The organism is Micromonospora aridisoli (assembly GCF_056150025.1).
Genome location: NZ_JAXCFK010000002.1, coordinates 202,765 through 215,515 on the forward strand (window position 1 = coordinate 202,765; position 12,751 = coordinate 215,515).

Here is a 12,751-nt window from a genome sequence, read left to right on the forward strand (position 1 = left end):
GGTTTCGGCACGGCACCGTCGGGTGGCCGACGATCCCGTGTCCGGTGTCGGGCCTGGCCCGTATTGTCCGTGCCCATGGCTCCCGGTCATGATCGTCAATCTGGTCCGCCGCACGCCGGTCTGCCGGAGCTGCTGCGGGCGCATCGGCTGGCGGCCGGCGCCACTCAGGCCGAGCTGGCGGCGCGTGCCGGTATCGGGGTTCGGACGGTCCGTGACCTGGAACGCGGGCGTTCCACCCGGCCGCAGCGCACCACCGTCGAGCTGCTCGCCGAGGCGCTCGGGCTGACCGGCACGACCCGGTCGGCGTTCCTGGCCGCCGCCCGGGGCGGCGGCACCACGACCGCACAACCAGAGGCGGGTACGCCCCTGGGGCTGCCGCCACCACCGGAGCTGATCGGCCGGGAGCGCGACGTCGCCGAGCTGGCCGAACTGTTGAGCGACCCGCGGGGTCCCCGGGTGGTGAGCCTGGTGGGACTGGCCGGCGTCGGCAAGACGGCGTTGGCGTTGGCTGCGGTCCACGCCGCCGCTCCCGCCCACCCCGGCGGTGTCGCCGGCGTGCTGATCGGTGCCGGATCGGACGCCGCCGACGTGCTCGCCGCCGCCATGACGGTCTTCGGCGTGGCCCGGGACACCGAGTTGGCCGCGCGGCTCGGTGACCGGCGGGCGCTGCTGCTGGTGGACGCCGTGGAGCGGGCACCCGACCCGGTGGCCGGCACCCTGCGTCGGCTCGTCGGCGCGGTGCCGACGCTGCGGGTGCTGGTCACCGGCCGGCACCCGGTCGGGCTGCCGGGTGAGTGGGTGCGCCCGGTCTCCCCCCTGGAGGTGCCGCCACCCGACGACACCGACCCGGTCGCCCTCGCCGGTTATCCGGCGGTCGCCCTGTTCACCTCGCGACTGGCCCAGGTCCGGCGGGAACCGCCGGCCGACGCCGAACTGCCGGCGCTGGCCGCGCTGGTGCGGCGGCTGGGTGGGCTGCCGCTGGCCCTTGAGCTGATGGCGGCGCGTGGCCGGCTGCTCGACCTGACCGAACTGCTCGACCGGTACGGCGACCGGGTGCTGGATCTGGACACGTCGGCCGCCACCCGTAGCGGGTGGGAGACGCGGCCACCGGGTGACGACGCCCGCACGGCGGTGGCGGAGACGCTACGCGACGCGGTGGCGACCAGTTATCGGCTGCTCGCCGTCGAGGAGCGGGCCGCGCTTCGCCGGCTCGCCGCGTTCGGCAACCGGTGGTCGGTCGAACTCGCCGAGGAGATGCTCGCGGGCACCGGGGTTGATCCGGTGCCGCTGCTGAACCGCTTCCTCGATCTCGGGCTGCTCAGCGTACGAGGCGGCGGTTCATTCCGGTTCCGGCTGGTCGACGCCGTTCGGGACTACGCCGTCGAACAGGCGTCCGGGGCCGGCGAGTCGGCTGTGATCCGACGTCGGCACGCCCGACTGGTCACCCGGTTGGTGGAGCGGACCGCCTCGGGACTGACGGGTGTCGGTGCCGGCGCTGCCGCCCACCGTCTCGACGAGGTCACCGGTGACATCAGCTCGGCGTTGGCGTACGCGGCGGTCGACGACCCGTTGACCGCCCTACGCCTCGCGGTGAGCCTGCCCCGGTGGTGGCGGCTGCGCGGGCGGGACGTGGTGGGCCGGCAGTGGCTGCTGCGCCTGCTGGCCGATCCGCGTACCGCCGATGCGGACCCGGCCCTGCGCGCGTGGGCCTCGGTCGGTGTGGCGATGCTCGCCGCGGAGCACGGCGCGGCCGCCGCTGAGCTGCCGACGGCCCGCGCGGCGCTGGCGGAGTTCCGCCGGCTTGGCGACGTGCCGGGCGAGCTGGAGGCGCGTACGGTGCTCGGCGTCCTGCTGGCCGCGACCGGCAGCCCGGGGCAGGCGCGGGAGCAGGCGGAGGCGGTGCTGGCTCTGGCCACCGAGCAGGGCCTGACCCGTCAGACGGCGGTCGCCCACCATCATCTGGCGTGGCACGAGATCAGACTAGGCGACCTGACTTCGGCCCGCCGCCGGCTGGCCGTGGTGGACCGGCTCGGCGGCCAGTGCGCGGAGCGGTGGCTGCGAATGCTGGCCCGGGGCACCGTCGCCGAGGTGTTCCGCCTGGAGGGCCGGTACGCCGACGCGGTCGACGAGGCCCGCCGGGTGCTGACCGTCTTCACCGACGTGGGGACACCGCGCCACCGGCGCCAGGTGCTGGGGACGTTGGGGCTGGCCCTCGCGCAGGACGGGCGGGCCGCCGAGGCCGCCGAGGTACTCGCCGAGCTGCGTCCGCTCGACGGCACCGGTGCGCTGATCGAGGGCCACCTGGCGTTGCATCGGGGCGATCGGGAGGTCGCGGCGGAGTGGTTCACGGCCGCAGCCGATCCGGAGAGCGCCGATCGGGAAGGGCGTACGGTGGTGGAGGCGCTGGTGGGCCTGGCGGCGAGTACCTCCGACCCGGCAGTCCTCGATCGGCTGGACCTGGCCTGTCGGGAGAACGGCATCCGGTTGCTGGGCCATGAGGAGGAACTGCTCTACGTGCTGTCGGTGTCCCGGACCGGGCCGACGGTGGACGGGCGGTGAGAGATCCCGGGCCGGAGCGCACCGGTGGCGGGGACGGGGGCGGCGCGGGCGAGGAAGCCCCCTGTTGCACCCCTCGCTCATCGCCCGCGCCGGTGCCCCCCGCTGCGCCCCCGCCGCTGCGACATTAGCGAGGAGTTGCCAGCCCGTCTGTCGGGTTTGGTGGACTATCGCCCATTGATCGATTGGTTCTGCCGGTCTTTCTGCCGGTGACGTGACGCTCGGCTGCTCGGGTGGGCACCCAGGGTCGGCGATTCGTCCGATGCCCGGAATCAGCGACGGTCCGGCTCGCCGTCCGACGCCGAACGCACCACCGCCTCGTCGTCGCAGGCCACGGCGTTGCCGCTGCCGGCGGTCGCGCAGGGATGCACGGCGTCGCGTACCCGGCGCAGACCGTCGAGGAGTGCTTCCAGCGCCACCGGGTCCAGCTGGCCGGTGAACCAGTCCTCGATGAGCTGAAGGTGCCCGGGCAGGCTCTCGTCGAGGCGGCGCAGCCCTGCGGGCGTCACGACCGCGTACGAGCTGCGCCGGTCGGATGGACAGGCGCGGCGGGTGATCAACCCGTCCCGCTCCATCCGGTCCACCACGCGGGTGACGCCGCTGGTCGAGAGCGAGGTCTGTGCGGCGAGATCGGTCATCCGCAGCTGGTTGGCGGGTGACCTGGTGAGTCTGGTCAGCACCTCGAACTCGACCGGTGACAGACCGTGCTCCTCCAACTGTGCGGCGAATCGCGCCGCCAGCCCTGCATGTACCTCGAAGAGCAGGCCGACGGCCGTGATCCGAGGGTCGTCGAACGCGTTCGGTTTCACCACTCCATAGTACCAGTACTTGACAGCTGGAATATTGCCGACGCTATAGTTGCTGACGCAGACGTTGGGCTACTAAACAATCTCTTCCGGAGGGTAGTTTCTCATGACCAGCAGCACCGAGCCGGTTACCCGCGAGTGGAACGGCCTCACCATCCCGGCGGCCGGCACCTACCTGCTGGATGCGGCGCACAAGCGGGTCGGCTTCGTCGCCCGGCACATGATGGTGAGCAAGGTACGTGGCGAGTTCGCCGACGCGAGCGCCACCATCACCATCGCCGATGAGCCGCTGGAGTCCACGGTCTCCGCCACCATCCAGGCAGCCAGCATCAACACCGCGCAGGCGGACCGGGACGCGCACCTGCGCAGCCCCGAGTTCCTCGACGCGGAGAAGTTCGCCACGCTGGAGTACCGCAGCACCGGCGTGAAGTCGCACTCGGGCAACGAGTTCGTCCTCACCGGTGAGCTGACCATCAAGGACGTGACCCGTCCGGTCGACCTCAAGGTCGAGTTCGAGGGCGTCGGCCGCAGCCCCTTCGGTCAGGACATCTTCGGCTTCTCCGCGAGCGCCGAGATCGACCGCGAGGACTTCGGTCTGACCTGGAACGTCGCCTTGGAGTCCGGCGGCGTTCTGGTCGGCAAGAAGGTCAAGATCGAGATTGAGGGCGAGGCCATCCGGCAGTCCTGATCCCGTACGCCCCGACAGGCCCGCGCCCGCACCGCGCGGGCCTGTCGGCCGTTCGGGGGCGGCCTCGCGTTCCCGCACCTTGTTGGTGCGAATTGTCACAACTTGTTCGCTGGCGGCCACCAGGTTCGGGCGGTCCGGCTGGGTAGGAGATCCGGTGGGAGCGACGGGCCTGGTCAGGTCGACGGCGATCGGCCTCGGCGGCGGGGTGGACTGCGGCAATGGACCGATCTTCGGGGCGGCTGGGCTCGGCGCTTCCAACGAGTATGGTTCACAGTGCGCTCCGGAGCGGCACCGTTCCGTGGCGTCGCGCGCCGGGAGGAAACATGGGCAGGGACGTCGATCGAGCCTCCTTCTCCCGTGAGGATCGAATCCGGTACCGACAGAAGGTCCGTCGCTGCCTGGACGTGTTCGCACTGATGCTGGACGACTTCGGCTTCGACGCCGACCGGCCGATGACCGGGCTGGAGATCGAGCTGAACCTGGTCGACCCGGCCGCCGAACCGGCCATGCGCAACGAGGAGATCCTCGCCGCGATCGCCGACCCGTTGTTCCAGACCGAACTGGGGCAGTTCAACCTGGAGCTGAACGCCAACCCGCGGCTGATCTCCGGCAACGGCTTCGCCGACTACGAGCGTGACCTGTGCGCCAGCCTCAACCGCGCCAACGACCGCGCGGCCCGGTCGGACACCCGGATAGTCCTGGTCGGCATCCTGCCCACGTTGAACGAGCGGCACCTGGTGGCGGACAACCTCTCCACCAACGAGCGGTACCGGGTGCTCAACGACCAGATCGTCGGAGCCCGGGGCGAAGACATCGAACTCGACATCCGGGGGGTCGAGCGGCTGCGTACGCACAATGACTCGATCGCGCCGGAAGCGGCCTGCACCAGCCTCCAGTTCCACCTGCAGGTGGCGCCGGACAGCTTCGCCGACTACTGGAACGCCTCCCAGGCGATCGCCGCCGTCCAGGTGGCGGTGGGCGCCAATTCACCCTTCCTCTACGACCGACAGCTCTGGGCAGAGACCCGCATCGCCCTGTTCGAGCAGGCCACCGACACCCGGCCGGACGAACTGAAGGCCCAGGGCGTGCGGCCCCGGGTCTGGTTCGGCGAGCGGTGGATCACCTCGATCTTCGACCTGTTCGAGGAGAACGTCCGCTACTTTCCGCCGCTGCTCCCGATCTGCGAGAGCGAGGACCCGGTGGAGGTCCTGCACGCCGGCGGGGTTCCCGAACTGGCCGAGCTGCGGCTGCACAACGGCACGGTCTACCGGTGGAACCGGCCGGTGTACGACATCATGAACGGCCGCCCGCACCTGCGGGTGGAGAACCGGGTGCTGCCGGCCGGGCCGACCGTGGTCGACATGCTGGCCAACGCCGCCTTCTACTTCGGGCTGGTGCGGGGCATGGCCGAGGCCGACCGGCCGATCTGGAGCCAGCTCACCTTCAGCTCGGCCGAGGAGAACTTCCACGCGGCCGCCCGCCGGGGCATGGACGCGGTCCTGCACTGGCCTCGGCTGGGCGAAGTCCCGGTGACGAAACTGGTACTCGACCTGCTGTTGCCGATCGCCGCCGCCGGCCTCGACGCCTTCGGCGTCGCCCCGGCCGAACGGGACCGGCTGCTCGGCATCATCGAGCAGCGCTGCCGTACCGGGCGCAACGGTGCGGCCTGGCAGACCGCCACGGTGTGGGCCGCCGAACGGCAGCTCGGTCTGGACCGCCGCGCCGCCCTGCACCACATGCTCCAGCGCTACGCGGAGTTGCAGTACACCAACGAGCCGGTACACACCTGGCCGCTCGACTGAGCGTCCGGCCGACGTCGGCAGTTCCTGGAACGAGATCGCCCCTCCGGGGGCCGTTTCGGGCCAAGATCCAGCTAGCGGCCTCTGGTCGACCTCTCCGGCTTCGGCGTTGCCGGCTTCGACGCCGGTTTGGGCGTCGCGGGTTTGGGTGCTGCCGGCTTGACCGGTGTCGGTTGCGGCGTGGTGGATCCCGCTGCGGTCCCCGTCGCTTCGCCGGCTGCTGTCCGGTCAAGCCGCTGGGCGTCCGGCTCGGGGCGGTGCGCGTCCGGCTGGGACCGGTCGGCTTCGGCCCCGGGCCGGTCGGCGTCCGGCCCGGACTCGCGCGCGAGCCGGTCGGCGTCCGGCTGGGACCGGTGGGCGTCCGGCCCGGACCGGTCGGGCCCGGACTCGGACGCGACTCGGTCGTCGTCGCCGACCCGCTGCCGAGGCAGCACCGGGGCGACGCCGGCGCTGCTCGACCGGCTCTGCGCGAGCCGGGCCGAACGTTGGGCGAGCGCCGCCACCAGGACGGAACCGCCGATTCCGACGATCACCGCGTACGGGGCGATGAGATGTGCGGACACCTGTTCCGGGCTGATCGCCGTGAGCCTCGGCACGGCGAGGAAGTAGGCGATGGCCACCAGCAGCGGTCCGGCGGCACCCGAGGCGGTGGCGCCGACCCGCCGGTCGGTCGTGCGGACGCCGGTGCGGGCGGCCAGCGCGCCGATCACCAGTGCCGAACCGAGCGACAGGACCGCGCCGGGCCAGTAGAAGTAGTCCCGGACCCAGAACTGGTCGCTGTCCGAACTGAGCTGCCAGATGCCGAGCTGCGCGGTGGTCAGCCCGCGACCGGCGAGCACCGAGTCGACGACGGCGATGACCGCGAGCAGCCAGAGCCAGCCGGCGGTGGCGATGACGTTGACCGCGGCGGCGCGGCAACGCAGGGCCCAGACCGCCACGAGCGTCCCGACCAGCAGGCCGACAGCCGCGTATCCGGCGGCCATGTTCCGGGGTGACGGCGTGTCCGGCACCTCCGCGACCCGCGCCGGCACGGCGACCAGCAGCACCGTGATCAGTGCGCCGAGGCCGGCGGCCACGGCCAGCGCGACCCCCCACCACCCGTCACCGGCTCGTCTGGCGGTGGCGGACGACGGTTCACCGGTGGGCGGAACCGAGGCGTCGGACGCCGCCGGCCCGTCGGCCGTGGCTGCCCCGTCGGACGGGTACCCGGTCCGGCGGCGGTCGTGCAACCGCTGGGCGCAGACCGCACCGAAGATGGTTGACGTGGCGGCGATCCAGGTGGCCCAGATCAGGCTGGCCACCCAGGCCGCGGTGCCGGCGGTCGCCTCGGTGGGCGCCCAGTTGAGAATGCCCAGGCCGTACCCGAAGCCCAGTTGGGCGGCCCCGGCGCCGGCTGCCACGCCGGCCGCGGTGGCGATCGATCCTCCCCAGCCCTGTCTGGCCATGCCGGGCAGCGTAACGTCCTGTGGTCGGTGCGGCGAGTCGTGCGCGGCACCCGCAGGGCGACGGTTACGGACAGTGCTTGGCCCCGGTGGCTAGGGTCGCCGGTGATGAGGCGGTGGGCGGGATGACGGACGGGACCACGGACGGACGGCCGGGGCGCGGTGACGCCGGCTCCGACCGGACGAGGTTGATCCTCGGCGGCGGGGCCGCCGCCGTACTGCTCGCGATCATCGGTGCGGCCGGCGGCTGGGTGCTGGCGGGCGACCAGGTGGGGCCGGAGACGGTGTCGTCCGGCGTGACCGGCACCCCCGCGCCCAGCCCCACGGTCCGGTCCTCGCCGCCGCGTGAGCGGCCGACACCCGCGACGCCGAGCGGCAGTCCCAGCCCTTCCCGGCCGGCCGGCCTGACGGTGCCGGATCTGGTCGGCGCGGACTTCGAGGAAGCCCGGGAGGAACTGCGGAAGCGGGGCCTGGGCTGGCAGCTCGTGTTCGGCAGCGGGGACAGCTCCAGCGTGCGCGGCACCGATCCGGCCCCGGGCACACCGGTGCGACGCGGCGTCACCGTCAAGATCTTTGTGGTCGGGGCCGCACCGCCGAACGAGGTACCGGATCTGGTCGGTGAGACGTGCGGCAGGGCGGGCGAGGAACTCGTCGACGACGGGTTCTCCCCTCGCTATCCGAGCGGGCGATCCGGCACGGTCACGAACCAGCAACCGACGGGCGGGACGGTCGGCAGATGGAACGACGTGGTGCAGATCTGGTGCGGCACGCCGCCGAGTGAGGAGGCGAGCGCCCCGGCGCCGTGACGCGCACCCGACACGCTGGTGCCGGCCGATGGCCGGCAGAACCGCTAGGTTGACCGTCAGGGCCCTGCTGCCCGCCCGGCCGGCGGAAAGGACGTGCGATGAGCGACGACCGCCAGGAGCCCGACGGGCAACCGGACGACCGGACCCGTCCGATTCCGCCCGCCGCCGACAACCCGGAGGAGACCGCGCCGCTCGGGCGTACCCCGGAGGAGACCGCGCCGCTCGGGCGTACCCCGGACGAGCCGGTAGATGTCCCCGACCGGACCGCGCCGATGGACCGGGTCGCCGGGGAGCCCACGGCGCCTGCGGATGCGACCGCGGCACTGCCTCCGGCGCAGCGGACAGGGCCGGCGGCCTGGTCGGGGCGCGCGGAGGTACCGTCGATCCGGCCGGGCGCGGACCGTGAGTTGGCCGGCGGCGAGTGGTACGCCGACGAGCAGCCGGGTCGGCCGTGGTGGCTGCCGATCCTGTGGGGCGTCGTGCTGTTGCTCCTGCTCGGCCTGATCGGGGTCGGCATCTGGCTGGCTCGACAGGGGCTCGACCGGAACGGGCCGGCGTCGGAGTCGCCCTCGCCCACCACGCAGGCCCCGCCGACCACGGCGTCGCCGTCCCCGACCACCGCGTCCCCGTCACCGCCACCGACGACGAGTGCCGCCCCGGCCCAGGTGCCGGTACCGCCGCTGGTCGGTCTGCCGGAGGCCGCAGCCCGCGCACTGCTGGACGGGCTCGACCTCGACTACCGGGTGGAGTACCGCCCATCGGACCAGCCGGAGGGGACCGTCATCGCCACCGACCCGGAGGCCGGCGAGCTGGTCGAGGCCGGTGATGAGGTGCGGCTGGTGGTCGCGGAGGCCAGCCCGAGTCCATCGCCGACGACGGGTGAGCCGACCACGGATCCGACGGTGACGGTGAGCCCCACGGGGTGACCGGCGCGATCACCACATGCGGCGTCTGGTACCGACCAGCCCCAGCCCGGCGAGGGAGATCGCCAGTCCGAATACACCGGACCAGAACAGCGAGCGGCTGAGTTCCTCCCGGCTGTGGTCGCCCCCGGCCCGAGCGGACGTGTCCCGCTCCGTCGGGTACGTGGGCTGGTCGGAGCCGCCCCGGATCTCCGCCGGATCGTCGGCCGGTTGGTCGACGAAACCGCCGGGCGCGAAGGTGTCCCAGTCGCCGAAGGGAGCGTCCGGCTCGACCGGTTCACTCTCGATGACGGTGATCTCCGGAGCCGGTACGGGCTCGGCCAGCCGGGTGGACGACAGGGCGGGATCGCGGACCAGCACCACCAGCGTGGTGACGGCACCGAGAAGCGCCAGGAGTCCGAAGGCATAGGCGATACGGGACCGTCGTGGCTCCCGCGCGGACAGATTGACCATGGCCATCCCAGAGTCGGGGTCCGGGAGGCGCGGGGTGGAGACATGCCGGGGTGGGCACACCGATTCTATGGCGGCGGCGTGCCCCCCGAATCCTTTTCAGCCTGAACGCCAGACTGCCGTCGCGATGCTCAGCCCACCCGGACCGGCGTCCGGACGCTCGGCCGGCGGGCTGGACGTACGGTGTGCGGACGCGGTTGCGGGGCGGCCTGGACCTGCCGCAACCCGACCCGCTGGACGAAGATCGACCGACGGTTGACCGCGTCCCCCGCCGCGTTCAACTCGTAGCCTTCGAGCCAGAGCCAGCCGTCGTAGGTGGGCCGGTCGAGCACCCGGATCACGCGGAACAGGATGGGCTTGCGGAACTGGACACTCGCCGCGCGTGTCACGTGCAGCACGTCACCGGAGCGGGGAAGCACATGGGCTCCTGGAAGGTTCGGCCGGCGGGGAAGGGCCGGCAAGAGGTGATGGGGGTTTGGGTCGGCTCCGGGCGACGAGGTCGTGTCTCGGGGACCGGGGTCGGGGACGCAGTCCGTCGGTGTCGGAGCTGCTGTTGGCGGAACTCCGGCCAGCTCGGTCGGCTGGTCAGGAGGTGTCGCCGCAGCTGTCGCCGTCGGACGTGGGCGAGCGGCTCCCCATCCCGGGGGCCGTGCCGGGCACTGATGACCGGGAGCGCTCGTGACCCGCTTCTCCAGAGCAGTGATCACTCCTGGAGACGAAGCGGAGACGATCGGTAACCCGGGTCATACGGACAGAGTGCATCAGGACCGTGCTTCATGCAAGTTGCACGTCGACTTTTGCCGATACGTGAGCGGCTCGCACGAAACGGCGCTTGAACGTGCCGCCACCCGGCGGCACACTGAGGGCCGGTTTCGCCCGCCGCGGTCGGTCGAGACCGGCACCACCCCAAGCCGCGAACGTTCGCCGGGGGAGGAACGCGCCGTGGGCGGGCGGTTACAGCGGCGCGTCGAAACGAAGAGGTGACACGGTGAGCGAGCGGCGCAGCCCGACCATCCGGCGGCGCCGGCTCGGCGCGGAACTTCGTCGTCAGCGCGAGGCCGCCGGGATCACCATCGAAGCCGTGGCGGAACAGCTGGAGTGCTCGGCCTCCAAGATTTCGCGCATCGAGACCGGCCACACCACCGCGACTCCACGGGATGTGCGGGACATGCTCCGGATCTACGGGGTGGTCGGTGCCGAGAGCGACGAGTTGGTACAGATCGCCCGCGAGGCGCGGCAGAAGGGCTGGTGGCATCCCTACAGCACGGTGCTGGTCGGGGCGTACGTCGGCCTGGAGGCGGCGGCGAGTTCGATCCGCGCGTACGAGCAGCAGGTGGTGCCGGGGCTGCTGGAGACCGAGGACTACGCCGGCGCGATGATCCGCGCGGCCCGCCCCGACTTCACTCCCGAACAGGTTCAGCAACGGGTGCGTGTCCGACTGGGCCGTCAGTCGTTGTTGACCCAGGATGATCCGGTCGATCTGTGGGTGGTGCTCGATGAGGCGGTGTTGAGCCGTCCGGTGGGCGGGGACACGGTCATGCGTGACCAGCTCAGACGGTTGGTGGAGGTGGCCCAACTGCCGAACGTGACGCTGCAGGTCCTGCCATTCGAGGTGGGGGCGCACGCCGGCATGGACGGCACCTTCACGATCCTCAGCTTCCCCGAACCCGGTGATCCGGATGTCGTGTACGCGGAGAACGCCACGGGTGGGCTCTTCCTGGAGAAGAGTGACGAACTACAGAAGTACAGCTTCATCTTCGATCACATTCGAGCAGCGGCCAAGCGTCCGGAGGAGTCCGTCGAGTACATCGCGAGACTGACAGAGGAGCCGTTGTGGAAGTGGCGACGCAAGGATTCTCCGTGAACCTGACGCAGGCGACATGGTTCAAGAGTTCGAAGAGCGGGCCGAACTGTGACAACTGCGTGGAGGTGGCGTACGTGACCGGGGCGGTCGGCGTCCGGGACTCGAAGGACAAGGCCGGACCGGCCCTGGTCTTCGCACCGGGTGACTGGCACGCCTTCGTCGCCAGCACCAGGGACGGCGCGTTCGTCCGGGCCTGACGCCCGGGACGGTGACGACGAATCCCCGTCCGGCCGGTGGCCGGACGGGGATTCTGCTGTCGTGCGGGGGCACGCATCCCGGACGCGTGCTCCACCGGCTGCCGTCGCCACATCGTGCCCGTCTCGTTGTACCTCTCGGTACGCGCTGGTCGACATCCCCCCGGCAGGGCGGGTAACCGAGCGAGGCAGGCGAGACGGATGACGAGTATCGGGTCGGAGAACCTCACCAACGGACCGGGAAAGCCGGAACGGTTCGGCGGCAAGTACCGCGGGGCCCGGCGGGACACCGTACTGACCGAGGTGGTGTCGACGGAGGCCGAGCACGCGGGCCGGGAGAGCCCGACGGCGACGGAGGTGGCCCCCTCGCCACTCACCCTGCCGTCGCTGGACCCGAACCCGCTCACCGAACCTTCCTTCCCGGCCTCCGGCTGGTCGACGGCGGACGACGGCTCCCTCGTGGATCATCCGTTGCTGCGCGGTCTGTTGATGGAGCTGCCACCGAAGGGCAGCGTGCCACCCCCTGGTTGGTTGGACTGCTGGTTCGAGGCGACCCGGGCGATCCTGGAGCTCCTATACGTGCAGGGCGCTGGCCGGGCGCGGTGACGTCACCCGCTCCGGCATGGCCCGTTCGGCGAGCCGGTTGTGACGCAACGCGTGGCGTACGCCGATCACCGCGACGCCGAGCGCCCCGACGGTGATCGCCGGCCCGGTCGCCGCCGGTCCGAACAGATGGCTGGCACCGCTCGCCGCGATCAGGGCAGGCAGCAGCGCCAACCCGGTCACCTGCAACGGGAGTCCGATCAACGGGTGGGCGGCGGCGGCCCGCAGTCCGTGTGGTGCCGGCGTCCCGGAGGCGACGGCCAGGGCACCCGCGCCGGCCCGGAGCCGGCGCAGCCGGCGCACCGTGCAGAAAGCCACCAGCACGGCTGGCACGGCGGCGAGCGTCAGCCCGCTGGCGGCCCGGTCCGCCAGAGTGGTCCCGACCGTGGCCAGACCGGCGGTCGGCAGGGCCACCGTCAGGCCGAGGCCGGTCAGCGTCAGCGCGAGCAGCCATCCGGTGTGCCGGCGCAGCTCGCGGGCGTGGGTCAGGCGGGGCAGCCCGTCCGCGAGGTAGCCGGCGGTCCACCAGACGGCGGCGACCGGAAGCAGGAGGGCGAGGTGGCTCTGCATGCCCATCAGCCTTGCCCGATTTCCGGCCCGCCGAATCCGGGCCCACCCCC

At 72.1% G+C, this 12,751-nt stretch carries 13 protein-coding genes; 8 read left to right on the top strand and 5 right to left on the bottom strand.

The window, feature by feature from the left end:
* The first annotated feature begins 75 nt into the window (after positions 1-75).
* Positions 76-2,559, top strand: coding sequence for an ATP-binding protein (locus SM447_RS04385; RefSeq protein ID WP_474571417.1), 2,484 nt, complete (start codon positions 76-78; stop codon positions 2,557-2,559).
* A 269-nt stretch (positions 2,560-2,828) separates the two neighbouring features.
* Here the strand turns inward: SM447_RS04385 and SM447_RS04390 are convergent, their stop codons facing one another.
* Positions 2,829-3,365, bottom strand: a complete 537-nt coding sequence (locus SM447_RS04390) for a MarR family winged helix-turn-helix transcriptional regulator (protein WP_474571418.1) — start codon at positions 3,363-3,365, stop codon at positions 2,829-2,831.
* A gap of 103 nt (positions 3,366-3,468) precedes the next feature.
* On the opposite strand from SM447_RS04390, the gene SM447_RS04395 reads away from it, so the two are divergent.
* Positions 3,469-4,050 (top strand): YceI family protein, encoded by a 582-nt coding sequence (locus tag SM447_RS04395; protein ID WP_474571419.1) that lies wholly within the window; start codon positions 3,469-3,471, stop codon positions 4,048-4,050.
* Between the two features lie 323 nt (positions 4,051-4,373).
* On the top strand, positions 4,374-5,852 hold the full coding sequence (locus tag SM447_RS04400; RefSeq protein ID WP_474571420.1) for a glutamate-cysteine ligase family protein: 1,479 nt from the start codon (positions 4,374-4,376) through the stop codon (positions 5,850-5,852).
* 71 nt (positions 5,853-5,923) lie between these two features.
* Here the strand turns inward: SM447_RS04400 and SM447_RS04405 are convergent, their stop codons facing one another.
* Positions 5,924-7,294, bottom strand: coding sequence for a hypothetical protein (locus SM447_RS04405; protein ID WP_474571421.1), 1,371 nt, complete (start codon positions 7,292-7,294; stop codon positions 5,924-5,926).
* Positions 7,295-7,416: 122 nt separating this feature from the next.
* Here SM447_RS04405 and SM447_RS04410 point away from each other — a divergent pair, with 122 nt between their 5' ends.
* Together SM447_RS04410 and SM447_RS04415 are read left to right on the top strand one after the other, a co-directional pair.
* Entirely contained in the window at positions 7,417-8,097 is a 681-nt protein-coding gene (locus tag SM447_RS04410; protein WP_474571422.1) for a PASTA domain-containing protein, read from the top strand.
* Between the two features lie 98 nt (positions 8,098-8,195).
* Positions 8,196-9,023, top strand: coding sequence for a PASTA domain-containing protein (locus SM447_RS04415; RefSeq protein ID WP_474571423.1), 828 nt, complete (start codon positions 8,196-8,198; stop codon positions 9,021-9,023).
* 9 nt (positions 9,024-9,032) lie between these two features.
* Here SM447_RS04415 and SM447_RS04420 read toward each other — a convergent pair whose 3' ends face one another.
* Together SM447_RS04420 and SM447_RS04425 are read right to left on the bottom strand one after the other, a co-directional pair.
* Entirely contained in the window at positions 9,033-9,479 is a 447-nt protein-coding gene (locus SM447_RS04420; RefSeq protein ID WP_474571424.1) for a hypothetical protein, read from the bottom strand.
* A gap of 122 nt (positions 9,480-9,601) precedes the next feature.
* A complete protein-coding gene (locus SM447_RS04425) occupies positions 9,602-9,889 on the bottom strand; it encodes a hypothetical protein (RefSeq protein WP_474571425.1) in 288 nt (95 codons plus the stop codon).
* A 569-nt stretch (positions 9,890-10,458) separates the two neighbouring features.
* Here SM447_RS04425 and SM447_RS04430 point away from each other — a divergent pair.
* The 3 genes from SM447_RS04430 to SM447_RS04440 all read left to right on the top strand — a co-directional run bounded on the left by SM447_RS04430 (position 10,459) and on the right by SM447_RS04440 (position 12,134).
* The gene (locus SM447_RS04430; protein WP_474571426.1) at positions 10,459-11,334 is read left to right on the top strand and encodes a helix-turn-helix domain-containing protein; all 876 of its coding nucleotides are present in this window, start codon (positions 10,459-10,461) and stop codon (positions 11,332-11,334) included.
* The gene (locus SM447_RS04435; RefSeq protein ID WP_474571427.1) at positions 11,310-11,531 is read left to right on the top strand and encodes a DUF397 domain-containing protein; all 222 of its coding nucleotides are present in this window, start codon (positions 11,310-11,312) and stop codon (positions 11,529-11,531) included. The genes SM447_RS04430 and SM447_RS04435 overlap by 25 nt, the downstream gene beginning before the upstream one ends.
* A 198-nt stretch (positions 11,532-11,729) precedes the next feature.
* Entirely contained in the window at positions 11,730-12,134 is a 405-nt protein-coding gene (locus SM447_RS04440; protein ID WP_474571428.1) for a hypothetical protein, read from the top strand.
* On the opposite strand, the gene SM447_RS04445 is transcribed toward SM447_RS04440, so the two are convergent.
* The gene (locus tag SM447_RS04445) at positions 12,102-12,701 is read right to left on the bottom strand and encodes a hypothetical protein (protein WP_474571429.1); all 600 of its coding nucleotides are present in this window, start codon (positions 12,699-12,701) and stop codon (positions 12,102-12,104) included. The genes SM447_RS04440 and SM447_RS04445 overlap by 33 nt on opposite strands.
* Positions 12,702-12,751: the final 50 nt, after the last annotated feature.